This window comes from Pseudarthrobacter sp. J1763, assembly GCF_050490295.1.
Taxonomy (GTDB): Bacteria; Actinomycetota; Actinomycetes; order Actinomycetales; family Micrococcaceae; genus JBNPEO01.
On sequence record NZ_JBNPEN010000007.1, the window covers coordinates 1 to 16,795 of the forward strand.

At 58.7% G+C, this 16,795-nt stretch carries 17 protein-coding genes; 11 read left to right on the plus strand and 6 right to left on the minus strand.

Features of this window, described 5'->3' with window-relative positions:
- Positions 1 to 437, minus strand: a 437-nt coding sequence (locus ACQQCD_RS08505) for a PspC domain-containing protein (RefSeq protein WP_430268120.1), incomplete at its 3' end; no start/stop codon positions are given.
- A 206-nt stretch (positions 438 to 643) separates the two neighbouring features.
- On the opposite strand from ACQQCD_RS08505, the gene ACQQCD_RS08510 reads away from it, so the two are divergent.
- From ACQQCD_RS08510 to ACQQCD_RS08530, 5 genes are all read left to right on the plus strand, one after another.
- A complete protein-coding gene (locus ACQQCD_RS08510) occupies positions 644 to 1,993 on the plus strand; it encodes a PspC domain-containing protein (RefSeq protein ID WP_430267961.1) in 1,350 nt (449 codons plus the stop codon).
- A 1-nt stretch (position 1,994) separates the two neighbouring features.
- Entirely contained in the window at positions 1,995 to 2,288 is a 294-nt protein-coding gene (locus tag ACQQCD_RS08515) for a hypothetical protein (protein WP_430267962.1), read from the plus strand.
- Between the two features lie 3 nt (positions 2,289 to 2,291).
- The gene (locus ACQQCD_RS08520; RefSeq protein ID WP_430267963.1) at positions 2,292 to 2,546 is read left to right on the plus strand and encodes a PspC domain-containing protein; all 255 of its coding nucleotides are present in this window, start codon (positions 2,292 to 2,294) and stop codon (positions 2,544 to 2,546) included.
- Between the two features lie 113 nt (positions 2,547 to 2,659).
- Complete coding sequence (locus tag ACQQCD_RS08525; protein WP_430267964.1) at positions 2,660 to 3,685, plus strand: 6-phosphofructokinase; 1,026 nt, start codon at positions 2,660 to 2,662, stop codon at positions 3,683 to 3,685.
- Between the two features lie 2 nt (positions 3,686 to 3,687).
- A complete protein-coding gene (locus ACQQCD_RS08530) occupies positions 3,688 to 4,509 on the plus strand; it encodes a GNAT family N-acetyltransferase (protein WP_430267965.1) in 822 nt (273 codons plus the stop codon).
- A gap of 8 nt (positions 4,510 to 4,517) precedes the next feature.
- Here the strand turns inward: ACQQCD_RS08530 and ACQQCD_RS08535 are convergent, their stop codons facing one another.
- The 5 genes from ACQQCD_RS08535 to ACQQCD_RS08555 all read right to left on the minus strand — a co-directional run bounded on the left by ACQQCD_RS08535 (position 4,518) and on the right by ACQQCD_RS08555 (position 9,204).
- On the minus strand, positions 4,518 to 5,990 hold the full coding sequence (locus tag ACQQCD_RS08535; RefSeq protein WP_430267966.1) for a DHA2 family efflux MFS transporter permease subunit: 1,473 nt from the start codon (positions 5,988 to 5,990) through the stop codon (positions 4,518 to 4,520).
- A gap of 65 nt (positions 5,991 to 6,055) precedes the next feature.
- A complete protein-coding gene (locus ACQQCD_RS08540; protein ID WP_430267967.1) occupies positions 6,056 to 6,466 on the minus strand; it encodes an ankyrin repeat domain-containing protein in 411 nt (136 codons plus the stop codon).
- On the minus strand, positions 6,463 to 7,548 hold the full coding sequence (locus ACQQCD_RS08545; protein WP_430267968.1) for a YgfZ/GcvT domain-containing protein: 1,086 nt from the start codon (positions 7,546 to 7,548) through the stop codon (positions 6,463 to 6,465). The genes ACQQCD_RS08540 and ACQQCD_RS08545 overlap by 4 nt, the downstream gene beginning before the upstream one ends.
- A 95-nt stretch (positions 7,549 to 7,643) precedes the next feature.
- A complete protein-coding gene (locus ACQQCD_RS08550) occupies positions 7,644 to 8,291 on the minus strand; it encodes an FABP family protein (protein WP_430267969.1) in 648 nt (215 codons plus the stop codon).
- A gap of 139 nt (positions 8,292 to 8,430) precedes the next feature.
- Positions 8,431 to 9,204, minus strand: a complete 774-nt coding sequence (locus tag ACQQCD_RS08555; RefSeq protein ID WP_430267970.1) for a permease — start codon at positions 9,202 to 9,204, stop codon at positions 8,431 to 8,433.
- A 125-nt stretch (positions 9,205 to 9,329) separates the two neighbouring features.
- Between ACQQCD_RS08555 and ACQQCD_RS08560 the strand changes: the two genes are divergently transcribed.
- The 6 genes from ACQQCD_RS08560 to ACQQCD_RS08585 all read left to right on the plus strand — a co-directional run bounded on the left by ACQQCD_RS08560 (position 9,330) and on the right by ACQQCD_RS08585 (position 16,794).
- Positions 9,330 to 10,028: a winged helix-turn-helix transcriptional regulator gene (locus ACQQCD_RS08560; protein WP_430267971.1), complete on the plus strand. Its 699-nt coding sequence runs from the start codon at positions 9,330 to 9,332 to the stop codon at positions 10,026 to 10,028.
- Positions 10,029 to 10,315: 287 nt separating this feature from the next.
- Positions 10,316 to 11,296, plus strand: coding sequence for a mycothiol synthase (mshD, locus tag ACQQCD_RS08565; RefSeq protein WP_430267972.1), 981 nt, complete (start codon positions 10,316 to 10,318; stop codon positions 11,294 to 11,296).
- A gap of 43 nt (positions 11,297 to 11,339) precedes the next feature.
- Complete coding sequence (locus ACQQCD_RS08570; RefSeq protein WP_430267973.1) at positions 11,340 to 13,580, plus strand: RNA degradosome polyphosphate kinase; 2,241 nt, start codon at positions 11,340 to 11,342, stop codon at positions 13,578 to 13,580.
- Between the two features lie 8 nt (positions 13,581 to 13,588).
- Complete coding sequence (locus tag ACQQCD_RS08575; RefSeq protein WP_430267974.1) at positions 13,589 to 14,557, plus strand: NUDIX hydrolase; 969 nt, start codon at positions 13,589 to 13,591, stop codon at positions 14,555 to 14,557.
- A gap of 64 nt (positions 14,558 to 14,621) precedes the next feature.
- On the plus strand, positions 14,622 to 16,412 hold the full coding sequence (locus ACQQCD_RS08580; RefSeq protein WP_430267975.1) for a hypothetical protein: 1,791 nt from the start codon (positions 14,622 to 14,624) through the stop codon (positions 16,410 to 16,412).
- A gap of 4 nt (positions 16,413 to 16,416) precedes the next feature.
- The gene (locus ACQQCD_RS08585) at positions 16,417 to 16,794 is read left to right on the plus strand and encodes a GntR family transcriptional regulator (RefSeq protein WP_430267976.1); all 378 of its coding nucleotides are present in this window, start codon (positions 16,417 to 16,419) and stop codon (positions 16,792 to 16,794) included.
- Position 16,795 lies beyond the last annotated feature (1 nt).

A 16,795-nucleotide genomic window follows, 5' to 3' on the forward strand; every position in this document is an offset into this window, starting at 1 on the left:
ACTCCGAATTGGCGGGCGATCAAGATTGTTCCAACCAGAATGAGCCCGGCGCCCAGCAGGATTTCCTTGCCGTGACGAACTTTGTTCCAGGTGCGTGTCCACGATGCGCCGGAGACACCAGCTGTGCCCGAAGTCGAGGAATATGAGCCAGGTGTAGCGCCAACGTGCGAAGCGAATCCCGGAGAACTCACCGTTGGAGCAATGGGGGACGCTGGCCGTTTGGCATTTGGCTTGGCAGCTTCATCGGCTGTAGGCACCAAAATCCAGAGCCACCCATAAAAGACCAGTCCTGCCCCGCCGGCTAAGGTCGCAGCAATCATGATCCAGCGCACGGTGTGTACTGGCCAGCCCAGGTGGTCAGCCAAGCCAGCACATACACCGGCCAGCATTCGTTCGCTGCTACGTACAAGCGGCGGACGTTGTGGCGCGCTTTGGATTCGGTCTGGACTCACAGCTCAATCCAAGCACGGCAATCCCCACTGGGCACTGTGCAAGGAGCCGAATTAGGCGGAAAACGCCCAGAATGGGTGATTCCAACATTCGCTCCCTCAGTATTGCCCTGAGAACCCACTGCCCACACTCAGGGTTTATTCAGGGTGTTACCTCATAGATAGCACGCACCCGTGCTTGGCAAGATCGAGGTATGAACTCGAGCCCCAACCCCGATCCAGTGCAGCCTCCCCCACCACTGCCGCCCACGGAAACGCCAACGCAGCCCACTGCGGCGCCGGAGAGCGACTTCTTCGGGTGGATCCGCAGCCTAGGTATTAGCCGCGGCCAGGAGCGCTGGGTTGGTGGGGTTGCGAGTGGCATCGCCCAAAAACTCGGCATTGATCCGCTCATTGTGCGCGGCCTCTTGCTGCTCTTGGTTATTTTTGCCGGCGTCGGATTATTTGTTTATGGTCTGGCTTGGGCTCTTCTCCCCGAGCCAGACGGCCGAATCCACGCCCAAGAAGCGGGCCGAGGACGTTGGGCAAGCGGCATGACCGGCGCACTTGTTGCAACAGTGGTTGGCCTCCCCGCTCTAGGCCGAGGCTTCTGGGGATGGGGCTGGAGTGGAGGATCAGGGATCTTCTGGAGCCTGCTCTGGATTGGCCTGATTGTTTGGTTCGTCTACTGGCTGCTCAACCGCCGAGGCCACGGAGGCACAGCGCCGCACACCATCCCTCCGATCGTGCACAGAAACACCAACTACACCCACGCACCAACCACCAGCACAGGGACCATAACGGCAGGCACCGCCCCACCAACCCTCGCTTACCCCACCACCCAGTACCCAAGCACCAACTACCCAAGTGAAAACTACAGCGCGTACAGCTACACCCCAAAGCCTCCTCGCCCGCCGCGCCCGCCGCGCCCGCACCGTCCCGGCCCCGGGAAACCCACGGTACTGATGGCTCTCGGCGGCGGACTCCTCGTTGGTGGCGGGCTCAAAGCCGCCGATGCCACCAACCTCCTTGACCTGGGGCCTCACGGAAACGCGATCGCATGGGCTAGTGCCGCCGTCGTACTCGGTGTCGCGATTCTTGTGGCCGGCTTCAGAGGCCGCACCGCCGGAGCGCTGTTCCTCTTCGCCATTATCTCCCTCATGATTGGAGGCGTATTCAACGTGGCGCAGCACGGAGTCCGTTCTGACTTTGGCAACCGCAACTGGGCACCAACCTCGGTGACCGAGCTTTCCAATGGCTTTGACCTGACCGCGGGTCGAGGGACCATCGATCTGCGAAGCCTGGACCTGCGAGCGCCTCTGAGTAATTCCGAGACCGTGAAGCTCGACATCACTGCCGCGAATGCAACCATTCTGCTGCCCGCGGACATTCCCGTTCAGATTCGCTATGACATCACCATGGGCAACGTGAGCATCAACGGCCAAAACTTTAATCGCACTGAAGGCCAACCAAGCGAAGACTTCAATACGGACAAACCCGGGGCACCCTTGATCATCAATCTCGAGGCAACGGTCAGCAACGTCATCATCAACGGAGGTCAGTGAAATGAGCAGCAATGAACCGAACGCAGCACTACCACCCCGGGTTGGAACTATTGTGTGGGGGCTGTTGATTGTGGCGCTCGCGGCTCTGATCATCGTCTCTCAACTTGGAGTGATCGCGCTTAATGGCAGCTACGTGGCGATTGGCGTGATGATCGGGGCCGGCTTGGCTCTGCTCATCGGAGGAATCGTCTCGGGGGCCGCAGAGAGATCCCGCACCGCGGCCGAAACACTCAACTCAGCGGAACCCGAAGTACCTGTACAAAGTGACAATCTCGGCACAAACAAGGAGGCTTAGAGCATGGACAAGTTCTACGAAATCATCAGAAGCGCAGGATTGAACCGTGGCCCTCAACGCTGGCTTGGTGGCGTTTGCGGCGGAATAGCAGCCAAATTCAATCTGGACGTTTCCTGGGTTCGGATCGGATTTTTACTGTTGTGTTTGCTTCCCGGCCCAGCTTTTGTTCTGTACGCCGCTGCGTGGCTAGTGCTGCCGGACGCTAAAACCGCCAAAATTCCGTTGCAAAGCTTCTTGGACAAACGCGCGAGTTCCTAAAGTTAACTTGTCACCAGTTGTAACCCGCGCCACACCCTCGCCTACAATCTTAGTGAGCTCAACGGTGCGCTCTCCCTACGCATTTAATCGAAGCAAGGATTTGAGCCACACTCATGAAAATTGGAATCCTCACCAGCGGCGGCGACTGCCCCGGACTCAACGCCGTGATCCGTGGCGCCGTCCTGAAGGGCATCGCTATCCACGGCCACGAATTTGTGGGGTTCCGTGATGGGTGGCGCGGTGTTGTTGAGGGCGATGTTATGGACATCCCCCGCACCATGGTCCGTGGCATTGCCAAGCAGGGTGGCACCATCTTAGGTACCTCCCGCACCAATCCCTTTGAAAACGGTGGCGGACCTGAGGTCATCAAGGCACACATGGAGCGCCTTGGTATTGACGCGATGATCGCCATTGGCGGCGAAGGCACGCTGGCCGCGGCCAAGCGGCTCACCGATACTGGACTCAAGATTGTGGGTGTACCCAAGACGGTTGATAACGACCTCGACGCCACCGACTACACCTTTGGCTTCGACACGGCTGTACAGATTGCCACCGAGGCTATTGACCGTCTGCGCACCACCGGCGAATCGCACCACCGCTGCATGATCGCCGAAGTGATGGGCCGGCACGTGGGCTGGATTGCGCTCCACTCCGGCATGGCCTCGGGTGCGCACGCCATCCTCATTCCCGAACAGCAAACCAGCATCGAACAGATCGCCGAGTGGGTCAGCGACGCTCACGAACGTGGTCGTGCTCCTCTGGTGGTGGTGGCAGAAGGCTTTGTGCCCTCCCACATGGAAGCGCCGCACTCTGAGCGTGGCCTGGACACCTTTGGCCGTCCACGCTTGGGTGGCATTGCCGATCAGCTTGCCCCAGAAATTGAGGCTCGCACCGGTATTGAAACCCGCGCCACCATCCTGGGTCACATCCAGCGCGGAGGTGTTCCTACCGCTTTTGATCGTGTCCTAGCAACGCGCTTGGGTATGGCCGCGATCGACTCGGTGGTTGAGGGCCGTTGGGGAACCATGGTTGCGTTGAGCGGCACGGAGATCACACACGTGAGCTTCGAAAACGCCCTGGGCCAGCTCAAGACCGTCCCTCAGCACCGCTATGACGAGGCCGCCGTCCTCTTCGGCTAAGCATGACTCTGGACGCCGGCTCTGCAGACATTATCCAACTGGCCTGGGCCAGACATTTAGGGTTCGACGACGGCGCTTTCGCCGCCGCTACTTCCTCAAGTGCGCGCCGGTCACACTTAGCTGTGGCCGGCTCGGGAGCGCGGCCAGCCGTGCGTTTGTGGCGTGAGGATCCGGCAGCCAGAGAGTTGAGCTTTCTTCGGTTGTTTGGAGTCGCTGCGCTGACTGGTCCCGCGTGGGCCCTCGAGGCTGCTAGTGACTTCAGCGATGAACAATTGGCTGATCATGGCACCCTTTTGAGTGTTTCCCGCCGCGCTAATGGCCATGGGGGTGGCACGTCTGCGCTGTTTTTTGCCGATGATCTACCCTTACAGCAAACCGCCGAAGAGCTGGAAGTTTCACATAGTCCCGAGGATTTTCAGAGGCTAGAGACTTCCTGCCCGCCGGATGACGTGAACGAAGTCCATGGCGCTCTGAACAGTGGGGCTGGGGATGCCGCATCTTGGAATGCATCTTCGAGCACCGTGTCTTGGGCTGCGGGCCACACAAGCTTTTATACCGTGATTAACGAAGGCGTTCCCCTCGGCGCTGGCGCGTTCAGCGAGTGGGAAGGGCTCTTGGCCTCCATGGCGGTCCTGGTGGCCCCCGACTGGCGTCAGCAAGGCCTCGGCACCGTGGTAGCTTCCATCGCCGCTCATGAGGCTCTAGCGGGCGGGCTAACGCTCCAATGCATCGCTGATGTCACTAACACTGGAGCGCTTGCCCTAGCGAGGAGTCTTGGCTTCGCCGCAGGTGGCACGCAAACCACAGTGAAGCTGGGCCAATGAGTCCGGGGCTAGCGCAACTGGCTAGCTTTGGGTGCAGCGAAGAAAACAGCCATCGCGGCCCCCAGCAGAACCACTGCAGCGGGCAGCATGATCGATTGGCCCATGGCGGTAGAGAAGCCCTCGTGTAAGAAGTCCGGCAGCGTTCCACTGAATTCAAGTGAGGAACTACCTGTAGTCCCGGGTGTTGTGGGCAGTTCGGCTGCAAGGCGTGCTTGGATCAGCGCCGCAATGGCGGCAGAGCCCAGCACAGCACCAACTTGGCGAGTGGTGTTGTAAACACCAGCCCCAGCTCCCGCCATCCGTGGCGGCAGATTACGGGTTGCGGTAGAGCTGAGGGGAGCCCAAATTCCGGCGTTTGCAAAACCCAATAAAGCGCTGGGCAACAAGAACAACCAGATGGCTGTGTCCGGGTGCAGGAGTAGCGAATTCCAGAACAACGCCACAGACATCAGTACAAAAGCCGTTGCCGTAATAAAGCGTGGGTTCACGCGGTCAATGATCTTCCCAACCACGGGGGCCAAACCACCTGAGATCACCGCCATGGGCACCATCATGAGCGCTGACTGAGTGGGGCTCATGCCCCGCACCATCTGGTAGTAAAAGATCTGCGGCAAGGACATAGCCGTGATGCTGAAGCCCATTGCGGTGATGGCAATGTTCGCGAGTGAGAAGTTCCGGTCCCTAAAAACACCCAAGGGAAGCAAAGGCTCACCCATGAAATATCTCGGGAAGATGGACTGCCACACCACAAACGCAATGAGGACTATCAGCCCAACAACTATGAGGCCCCACACGGTGATGGGCCCAGTGACCGTACCCCAGTTGAACTTTTCGCCTTCTTGGATCCCAAAGACCAGGAGGAACATTCCCACAGCGCTAAGGACAATTCCTAGGACGTCGAAGCGGTGCGTGTGAGTCTCAAGCTTGGGAACAAACCGCAGAGCGAAAATGAATCCAACAACACCAACGGGAACGTTGATAAAGAAGATCCACTCCCATCCCAAGCCATCAACCAGTACCCCACCCAAAATGGGGCCAACTAGGGTGGCGACTCCCGCCGTCGCACCCCAGAGGCCCATGGCTGCACCGCGGCGATTCGGCGGAAAAATCCGGGTGATAACTGCCATGGTTTGCGGGGTCATCAGCGCAGCGCCGAGGCCCTGAACTACCCGGGCGGTAATCAGCATGTCGATGTCTTGGGACAAACCGCACCAGAGGGAAGCAGCCGTAAAAACTACCAAGCCTGAGAGGTACAGCTTTTTAGGGCCAAAGCGGTCACCTAGGCGACCGGTGATCAGCAAGGGAACTGCGTAGGCCAGCAGATAGGCGCTGGTCACCCAGATCACCGAGTTGATGTCTGCGTGCAGGCCTTCCATAATCCGTGGATTGGCCACAGAAACAATGGTGGTGTCGATCAGGATCATAAAGAAACCGATCACAAGGGACCACAGCGCCGGCCAAGGACGTTGAACGTTTTCCATTAAGTTGTTTATCTTTTCTAGCCCGTTCTTGGACTGATGGTGTGCCTGGCTAGAGGTAGCAGTACCTAGCTAGCAGCCGAAGTGCCTGAGCGGCGTTCTTCGATAAGTGCTTGAATGTCGGTGCGCTGGAACATGGCTGCGGTGTCTGCAGCGCTCGGTGTTCCTGCGGCCGGATCAGCGCCACCGTCTAAAAGGAGGCGAGCAACCTCGGTGTATCCCTTAAAAACTGCCCCTGCAAGAGGCGTCTGGCCACGATCGTTACTCGCTTCAACGTCTGCGCCGTGCTTTAGCAACAGCTCAACCGTGGCAGCATTCCCGTGGTACGCGGCGAGCATCAAGAGCGTATCGCCGCTGGCATTGGTCAAATTAGCTGGTGCACCGGCCTCCAGATAAGGCGCCAAAACAGCGTTATCTCCGGCCCGGGCTGCATCAAAGAGCCGGTGGGCAAGTTCAATCGCCTCGTTGTCGTTGCTCATGCGTGCCTCCCGCGAATAAATCCTGTTTGTCTTCCAACTACTTGCCCGGCGTCCGGGGCCACAATGATTTCCTGAGCGGCGTCATAGTTTTGCTCCCCGTCCACCACCGTCAAAGTGATGGAAGGATCAACGCTCCGCTTGACCATTGCCAAGGCGATGGGACCCATCTCGTAGTGCAGCGCCGAGCTTGTTACAGTGCCCACTGCGCGGCCCTCAACGTGAATGGGGCTTCCCGCTTCAGGGAGAGTGTGGTGTGAGCCGTCCAGGTGCAAAAACACCAATCGCCGTGGCGGGTGACCCAAGTTGTGCACTCGTGCCACAGTTTCTTGGCCCTTGTAGCAGCCCTTAGCCAGATGAACCGCGGTACGGATCAGGTCAAGCTCATGCGGAATTGACTTCTCATCAGTGTCCACACCCAAACGCGGACGCCACGCTGCGATGCGCAACGCCTCGCTAGCCATGGTTCCCGCCAAGCGCCGCTCCCCTACCGTGTTCACCAGGTCTTCGATAGGAACTAGATATTCAAACCAGGGCCGCTCATAACCGGGGTGCCGAGCTTGTTCGATGGGGCTGTAGGCGTAGCCGCCGGGCCCAACGTTGGGCCATGGGTCCTGCCAGCGAAGCAACTGGTCCCATTCCGCAACTTCATGGGTGCTTGCAAGGACGCCCCATTTCTCAGAAACGTCGCTTACCTCAACGCGCAGCATGAATTTCATCGAGTTCAACCACGCGGCGAGCGGCTGTGCCTCAGCAGTTTCCACGATCAGCCAAGCAGTTTCGCCGTCGTCAATAATTCGGGCATCGTAGTCAATCCGGCCTTGGATGCTCAGGAGCAATAACTCGCTGGACTCCCCCGGCTTCAGACCGGTCAGTTGCTGTGAGGAAAGTGTGTTCAGCCAGGACAACCGGTCCGGCCCGCTCACCGATACAACGCCGCGGTGGGAGAAATCAGCCACCGCTTTGCCGCCAGCAAGGGCGCGTTGCTCGGGAAGCGGTTCGCCATAGTGTGCGGCGACGCCAGCATCAACGCCGCCGGCAGCTACGGCACCAGGGCGCGACAGTAGAAGGCTGTTATAGGTCATACGATCTAGAAGTCCTTTGCGCTTTGCCCTATTCCTGGGAAGGAAAGAGCGCCGGATTTCGGCGCTCGATCTCGGGGCTGCGTCACGGGACGCAGCTACTCGGTGGGAGTGGAGATTTTGTTCAGGAAGGCTGAAGCATGGGCCTTGAGTGAGTTCTCATCTTGGCCGCTAGTGGAACCATCCGTGGCCAAAGGCCCGGTAGCAACATCCCAGCGCCACAACAGATTTCCGTCAACCAAACCGAAAATTCGTGTGGCCGCGGTGTACTGCTTCGAGTGGCTCCCGCGCATCACCATGTCCGTGCTGAGCTGAATCTGCGGGCCCTTGATCTGGCCGTAGTAGAGCTCCGAAATCGCGCCGGGGTGGGTAATAGAAACGGCGATGTTAAACCCACCGTCGGCATTGCGAAGCGCTTCAACTTCGTCTGCAGTTTTCAGGGCGGGAACAATATCCGCCGGGATCAGGCCGGGGCCACCATCGGCGTCGTCGAGCTTACGCTCGAGTGCCCAGAAACCGGTTTCCACCGAGAGCGGCCGCTCAACTGTGCCGTCTTCGTCAGTGAGCCAGCTTTCTGCCCGGTACTGCAAGTACGGCAAACCGTTATGAGTGAAGCTAACGTGCTGTAGAAAGTGCTCGGAATCTTCCTCGCCCGAGCCCAAACGGCCGCGGCCTTCCCATTCGCCAATCAACCATGAGAGGGGAACGAGTTCAGGGGTGAGTCCGGTGGGGATTTCAATGGCCACAGCAGCTGCTACTTCTGGCCCTTGAACAGCCGGTAGACAACGAATCCTGCAAACCACGCCATGGACAAGCCTGCGACGCCGAGCAGAACCAAGAAAATGATTTCAAAAGTAAGAACGGACATGCTGTAATCCTAACGCCTTAGACGGTCAGTAATTTGTCAATGAAATACGCCAGCGCCCCAACTGCAGCCACTGGTGCCAGCCCAACTCCAATCGCAGCCATGACGCTCAATGAGCCGCGGTGAAGCGAAACCAGCCTACGGAAACTCATCAGCACCGAGGCAACAACAACCCCAGTTACAGCCGCTGGCACCACCGCGAGGTCAGAAAAGACCAACCCGCTTAACGGCGCCGCAAGTGCGGCCATCACAACACCTAACGGTGCCACAATACGGTCCGGCCACCGGATCATCCCCACCAAAAGTGCGACGGCGGCGCTAATGCCAGCTACCAGAACCATCTCGCTGACGCCGTTGTAACGTGTGTTCGCGATCCAACCCGCGCTCAGGGCAGCGAGCATTACGCCCGCGCAAGCGCCAAGAGTTGATTCAAGGCGCGCTGCTTGTCCTGTGCCACGAATGAGCTGGACCAGCATCACTGCCATACAGCCCAGGGCAATAAAGGCTGGAGTCCACTCCAAAAATCCTGGAGCTTTGGTCATCGCAGCTGTAACAACGGAGGCAACGGCGGACAGGCCCAATACGGCACCCAAGGTTTTGCGCGCAGGAATGCCCAAGAAGTGCGGCCAGCCCAGACCGATCAACGCAGCCACAACCGCCACGGCCACGGTATGCGCCGGGGCAGCTAAGTATGAGCCACCAACGAGCAGCGTTAGTCCGAGCAAACCTATAAGACCCACTAGGGATGAACCGTGGGCCAGTGGCGTAGCGCTGCTGTCATTGCTCGAAGTCACAAGCCCATCCTGCCTTATGTGACACCAGAAGTGCTTGCACTGTGGACACAAGCGGCATAGACAGTTCCCGCTTAGCTATACTCAAGCAACGGCCCGACGATGTGCTCCAGCCCATTGGAGGAAAAATGTCGCACATACTGCTCCTGACGAACAGCCCAGGATCATCTATTGACGTTTTGCCTGCCCTGGAACTGCTCAACCACCGAGTTCACATCCTTCCGGCCGAACCCACCGCGCTCCTAGACACCGATCCCTGTGACGTCGTTTTACTTGATGCACGCAAGGATCTAGTGGGCTCCCGTTCGCTGACTCAACTGCTCAAAGCCACTGGCCTCAGCTCCCCGCTTGTGTTGATTCTCACAGAGGGCGGCATGGCTGCAGTTTCGGCAATGTGGGCGGTAGATGACATCGTCCTTGAAACGGCAGGACCCGCTGAAGTTGAGGCCCGCATCCGCTTGGCCATCGCACGAGGTTCCGCCGAGCAAGAGGAAACTCAAACCGAAATCCGCGCTGCCGGCGTCGTTATTGACGAGGCAAGCTACACCGCACGCGTTAATGGTTCTCCTCTGAACCTGACGTTCAAAGAATTTGAACTGCTCAAGTACTTAGCTCAACACCCGGGACGGGTCTTTACCCGCCAGCAGCTACTAACCGAAGTTTGGGGCTACGACTACTACGGAGGCACCCGCACGGTAGACGTGCACGTGCGCCGTTTGCGGGCCAAACTCGGAGCGGATAACGAAAACTTGATCGGCACTGTACGTAACGTGGGCTACCGACTGACGCTGACCCGAATGCCAGAAGACGAGCACGCGGACGCCTAAGCACGCCACCGGTACGCGCCACGCATAGAAGCACCCAACTCTTGTGGGGCGCTGAACTGGGGCGCTGAACAAAAGCAAAAAAATTGCCCTCAGCCATGTGACTGAGGGCAATTTACTGGTGGAGGACATACGGGTCGAACGTATCGAGGCCACCCCACTGGTGGATCCCCCTCGCCGTTCTCGCCACCAACGCTGGCAACCGAACGAGATATCCACTATACGTAACCGATGGGCCACTCGCAAAATTGGCTGGCTGTAGCGCCTGAAGCGCCATATAACCTTAGGCAATGAGCACCGAGCACTCCTTGAACTTGCATCTTGCCGTGACTACCGGGCCCGTGGACGCCACGTTTTTGCGTCACGCCACTGCCGTTCTCATGGCAGCGGAAAGCGAAGACGGAAAGCCGCCCGTGTCGGAGCAGAGCATTATTTCACTACGCACTGGCGGCTCGGAGCAACAAACAGTACGGACGGTGAGCGCATACGTTGGCGAAGAAGCAACGCTGGCCGGGTTCGCCGTCGTGATTGAGGACCCAAACGAAGATGACTCACACGCCGGCCTTCTAGAACTTGCTGTTCACCCTAACTACCGCGGAATGGGGGTGGCTGGGCGGCTCATCGCTGAAGTTGCCGCAAACCGTGAAAGTGGGCTGCGTGGCCTCAGCGCGTGGGCGCATGCCAGCCACAACACAGCAGCTGAACTAGCCAAAGAATTTGGTTTTGTTCCCGTTCGTGAACTGTGGCGGATGCGCTTAGACGCAGCTTCGGCATCAAGTACGCAGTCGGCGCCATTGGCTGAGGGCGTTTCAATTCGGGCCTTTATTCCAGGCCAAGATGAGGAATCTTGGCTCGCCGCCAACCGCGCAGCCTTCGCCCATCACCCAGAACAGGGCAATATGACCCAGGCTGACCTCGCCGAACGTACGGCTGAGGACTGGTTTGATCCGGCAGGATTTTTGCTCGCCGTCAATGCTGAAGACGAACTTCTAGGTTTTAACTGGACCAAGGTTCATGCGTCCACGGCTGGGCAAGAACCCCTGGGTGAGGTTTACGTTGTGGGAGTCACTCCGCAGGCTCAAGGATTGGGTTTGGGCCGCGCGCTCACCGCCGCCGGTATCAGGTATTTGAGCCAGCTAGGAATCGCCACCATCATGCTTTACGTTGATGCCGATAACACCGCGGCTGTGGCCCTTTACCAAAAGCTTGGATTCACCCGCTGGGACATGGACGTCATGTACCGGCAAAAGGCTGAAATTCAGGGCGCATAGTTCTGTAAGGTTGAGGTGAACCACCCGCACCACGAGGAGTGACATGCAAGCCAACAATGCAGGTACCGCCCAGCAGACCGACGTGGCGCCAGCACGCTTTGGATCCTCGGAAGTTAATGCTGCACGCGCAACCCAGGACCGGATTGATATCCCCGAGTTTGCACCCAGTCAGTTGCCCGACGGCGAAATATCGCCGGACCGCTTTTTGGACCGAGAACTCAGCTGGCTTGCGTTCAATGCTCGCGTTTTGGAACTTGCCGAAGATCCCGATTTGTACCTGCTGGAGCGCGTCAGCTTCCTCTCGATCTTCGCATCCAACCTCGACGAATTCTTTATGGTTCGTGTGGCTGGTTTGAAACGGCGCATTGCAACCGGCCTTGCGGTGCCGTCCCCGGCGGGCCTGAGCCCCATTGAAGTTCTAGAACAGATCAGCGACGAAGCCCGCAAACTTCAAGAACGTCACGCTCGAGTTTTTGCAGACCAGATCCGGCCAGCACTCGCCTATGAGCAGATCCACCTGATGCATTGGGAAGACCTGGATCTTGAAGCCCGCCACCAGCTCAGCAAAATGTTCACCGAAAAGGTGTTCCCGATCCTCACGCCATTGGCCGTGGACCCAGCACACCCGTTCCCCTACATTTCTGGGCTGTCCTTGAACTTGGCAGTTGTGGTTAGAAACCCGATCAGTGACAAAGAACTGTTTGCTCGTCTGAAGGTTCCGGACCAGTTGCCGCGCTTGATCTCCGTTGACGGCCCACGCGCCGGTGCTGTTCCGGGACGAGTGGCTCGTTTTATCTCGCTCGAAGAAGTTATTGCTGTTCACTTGGATCAGTTGTTCCCAGGCATGGAAGTGCTGGAGCACCACTCCTTCCGCGTGACCCGCAACGAAGACGTTGAGGTTGAAGAGGACGACGCCGAGAACTTGCTTCAGGCCCTCGAGAAAGAACTGCTGCGCCGCCGTTTTGGTCCGCCAGTACGTTTGGAAGTCACCAACGACATCAACCCAAATATTCGCGCCCTGCTAGAGCGCGAACTCGGTGTTGAGCCCTCTGAAGTGATTTCTGTCCCCGGCCCCTTGGATCTGCGTGGGCTCTCCGTGATTGCTGGGATTGATCGCGCCGATCTGCACTACCCAAAACAGGTTCCGCACACCTCACGGTTCCTCAACGAATCCGAAACTTCCAAGGCTGCCAACGTTTTTGGTGCCATGCGGCGCAGGGATATTTTGCTTCACCACCCCTACGATTCGTTCTCCACCTCGGTGCAGGCCTTTTTGGAACAGGCAGCCGCTGACCCCAAGGTTCAGGCCATCAAGCAGACTCTGTACCGAACCTCGGGCGACTCACCGATTGTTGATGCACTGATCGATGCTGCTGAGGCTGGCAAACAGGTTCTGGCACTGGTAGAGATCAAGGCTCGCTTTGACGAGCAGGCCAACATCTCTTGGGCTCGCAAGCTTGAGCAGGCTGGCGTTCACGTTGTGTACGGCATTGTTGGCCTCAAAACGCACTGCAAGCTTTCGCTGGTGGTTCGTCAAGAAGCTGATGGCATTCGCCGTTATTGCCACATAGGAACGGGTAACTACCACCCCCGAACTGCCCGGTACTACGAGGACCTCGGCTTGCTGACCTCAAACAATCAGGTGGGTGAAGACCTTTCCCGGCTCTTTAACCAGCTCTCCGGTTACGCACCCAAGTCCACATTTAAGCGGCTTCTGGTGGCTCCGCGTTCGGTGCGTTCTGGCCTCATTGATCGGATCGAAACTGAAATCCGCAATGCACACGCCGGGCTGGCCGCAAAGGTTCAGATCAAGGTCAACTCCATGGTCGACGAAGCACTCATTGATTCGCTGTACCGCGCTTCCCAAGCTGGGGTCAAAGTGGACATCATTGTGCGCGGAATCTGCTCGCTTCGCCCCGGTGTGCCTGGTCTGAGCGAAAACATCACAGTCCGCTCCGTCCTAGGCCGATTCCTTGAACACTCACGGGTTTTCAGCTTCGCTAACGGCGGGGAACCGGTGGTCTATATTGGCTCGGCTGACATGATGCACCGCAACCTTGACCGCCGTGTTGAAGCCTTGGTCCAGCTTTCCAACGCCGAGGATGTGGCCGATGTTGTTGCCCTGCTGAAGCGGTACGTTGATCCTAGGACGGCCAGCTGGCACTTGGACACCGAAGGTCAGTGGGAACGTCATCACCTGGACGCGGAAGGAAACGAGCTAGAAGACATTCAGTCTTGGCTCTTGGCCAGCCGTTCACGCCAGCGTTCCGTAACCCGGCGGTAGCTACATAGATGAAGAGCGACACACCTGTAGCTGACCAGCAGGAGCACGTGGGCGAAAAAATCGCCGTCGTAGCTGCTGGTGGTATTCCATGGCGTATCCACAAGGGACGCTTGGAAGTTCTAGTGATCCACCGGCCCCGATACGACGACTGGTCTTGGCCCAAGGGCAAGCTTGACGCGGGCGAGACGGTTCCGGAGTGCGGTATTCGTGAGGTCTACGAGGAAATTGGGCTCGAGGCAACCTTAGGCATACCTCTTCAGCCCATTCACTACCGGGTCTCAGCCGGGCTAAAAATAGTGCACTACTGGGCTATTCAGGTGGACGGACAGCGGCTGCTTCCGGATGGAAAGGAAGTAGACAGCGTTTTGTGGTGCAGTCCTTCAAAAGCTGCCTCACTGCTGAGTAACCCAAGTGATGTGGTCCCGCTTGAAGAGCTCGTGGCTGCGCACGAACGCAACGAGCTGGAAACTTGGCCACTGATTATTGTGCGCCACGCTAAGGCAAAACCCCGCGCGTCGTGGACCAAAGCTGAAGGTGATAGGACGCTAGCTGCTACAGGTGTGCGTCAGGCCCAAGCGGTCAAGCGGCTCCTGATGGTGTGGATGCCCGAGCGAATTGTCACAAGCCCGTGGCAGCGTTGCGTCTCCACGATTGCCCCATACGCCAAGGCCACCGACGCCAAGGTTAAGCTCGTTGAGGCCCTGACGGAACGCAAGCATGAACGGAGCCCCAAAAAGACTGCAGCCGTAGTTGAAGGACTTTTCGATCGGCCAAAACCGGTGGCCCTGTGTACACACCGCCCCGCGCTTCCAACAGTGCTCAAGCAGCTTGCGGCTCACATGCCACAGCAAATGTCGCTGAGCTTGCCCACCAACGATCCGTACCTCACCCCTGTCGAGACTATTGTGTGTCACGTGAGCGTGGCTAAGCCAACGAAGATTCTTGCCGTGGAGCAGTACAAACCTTACGAAGATTAGGCAAAACTCTTGACCCCCAAGGTTTTGTACCAAATACTTGGTACAAAACCTTGGGGGTGTGAACATGCCGTTCTCCTATTCATGGCCAACCTGGCTGCCAGTCGCTCTGATGGTGGGCGCAGCCGCCGTATACGCGTTGCTACGCTGGATCGTCTGGACGCCGCGCGAAGGCAGCAATGCCGTATCGATCAGTCAACACGCCCTGTGGGTGGGCATACTCGGCTGGGTCTTCAGTAGCCTCCAAAACACCCAGCAGCCGAACCCGTTCGGCAGCATCCCGGGGCACTTAGCGGTGCCAAGCGGGTTGCCTGGACCCGACCAATCGCAGCTTCACGATTTGTATCTAGGTCACTGGCTCAGCGAACAAGTTCCGGCATTGCTGCTGCCCGTCCTCGCCGTTTTGGGCATTCATGCTCTGGGTCAGCTCAGTTACCCCGGACCCCGGCGTAGCACCCGCCAGGCGGCTCTGGTGGTACGAAGGATTGGCGATTTTCTCCCGCGAGTGCTGTCCTGGGTCACCGCTGCCTGCTTCGTTTCGAGCGCTGTATTTATTGCTCTGCTTATCCCGCTGCCCGGTTTTTCACCCATGGACGCCGGTGTGGATGCTGACGGCGTAGCCCAGTTCGGCGCTCAATCAGGACGGTTAGAAGGGTGGTTCGTAGCCGCCTCGCTGGGCGGTGGTTTGGTCCTGCTAGCTGCCGGAACCGTGGCAGTACTCGCCCTGATCACTCGACGCCGTGCCATCGAAACGCTGAGCACCGATGAGGACCATGTTCTCCGCAGGATCGCCATAAACCGGCTTTTGCGGACCGTGGCCACCATTGCAGCCGGACTTGGTGTCACCGCCGCGGCCTACTCGCGCATCACCATGCCCACCGACAACTTCACTGGCACGTCCGGATCCTGGATCAACATCGCGGGGATCATCAACATGGCGATTCTTGTGGTGATGTTCTTGTGGCACCCGCCAGCACTCAATGCTTACGACGGCGCGGCGTCGGGTTGGCGCGCTGGTGCGGCACCATTGTCCTCGCCGGAAGCGAGAGCCACCCGGCTTGTGACGTCCGTGGGCACAGCGATGCCGCTGGGTGGCCTAGTAGCGATCATCCTTGTTGTTGCAGGCTGGGGCGCGACGTTCAATAACCAAGAGCCCTGGGTGAGCGTCACCGCCGCCGGCGTCGGTTCTCTGATAGCCCTGTGCGCCGGCGAATTGCTGCTACAGCGCAATTACTGTGGCAATCGGGGCGAGAGCCCGGTAAATGCAGTGGAGCCGAGGACCAGCCACTGGGTGTGGACTGCACCGTGGCTTCTTTGGACCACTGTGGCGGCGGCAATCATCGTGGCAGGGGCAATCACCGTGGCGGCTATCGGGCCCCGCTTGTGGGAGATGGCGGGCGGCGCTTCCGTCACCGATTCACAGGCGAACCCAGACCTATCGACCAGCTATGTTGTCCCGGTTCCCGCTTGGATTGGCGCGAGTGTGTGCTGTGCAGTCATCGTGTTGGTTTCCGTGTTGTGCGTTGTGGTGGCATCGCGGCGCCAGTCCCTCACTGCAGGGAGCCCCGCACGGGATAAAGCGCTCCGCCAGATCACCGTGTACCGCGCAGTCAAGTTGTTGGCAGCGAGCTGGCTCGGCATCGCTGGTGTTGTCCTAGCTTCCGCGGTGGGCAGCATTCGCATGCTCCAAGATCAGCCAAACGGCTACCAGGCACTGACTAGCGTCCCCGTTGGCCAGTGGATCGGCATCCCGCTCATCGCCGTCGCGGTCATATTGTGCGTTATCCCACCAAGCACCAAGCTCACCGCGACTGGCGCCCTTAGACTGCCGCGTTCGGCTTCCTTGAGGGATGGCTAAGTAAATGGCCGCTCGCATCGTCGTCGATCTAGACTCTCCGATTCCCCCCTATGAGCAGATCCGGCAGCAGATCACCTTGCTAGTGGGCTCCGGACAGTTAACGCCTGGCACGCGGCTGCCCACGGTGCGAGCTCTAGCCGCCGATCTTGGTGTTGCAGCAGGAACAGTGGCACGGGCGTACCGGGAGCTTGAGTCTGCCGGTGTGGTAAGCACCGCGCGCCGCTCGGGAACCACAGTCGCCAAACTTCCGGCCTCCGCAGTGACCGTACCGCCGCAGGTGAGTGCCGCCGTCGAACACTTGATTAGTGCAGCGAAAACTGCCGGGCTCGATGCCGACCGTCTAACGGCCCTGGTGCGGGGCGCGTTCGAGGCCACTCGCTGAC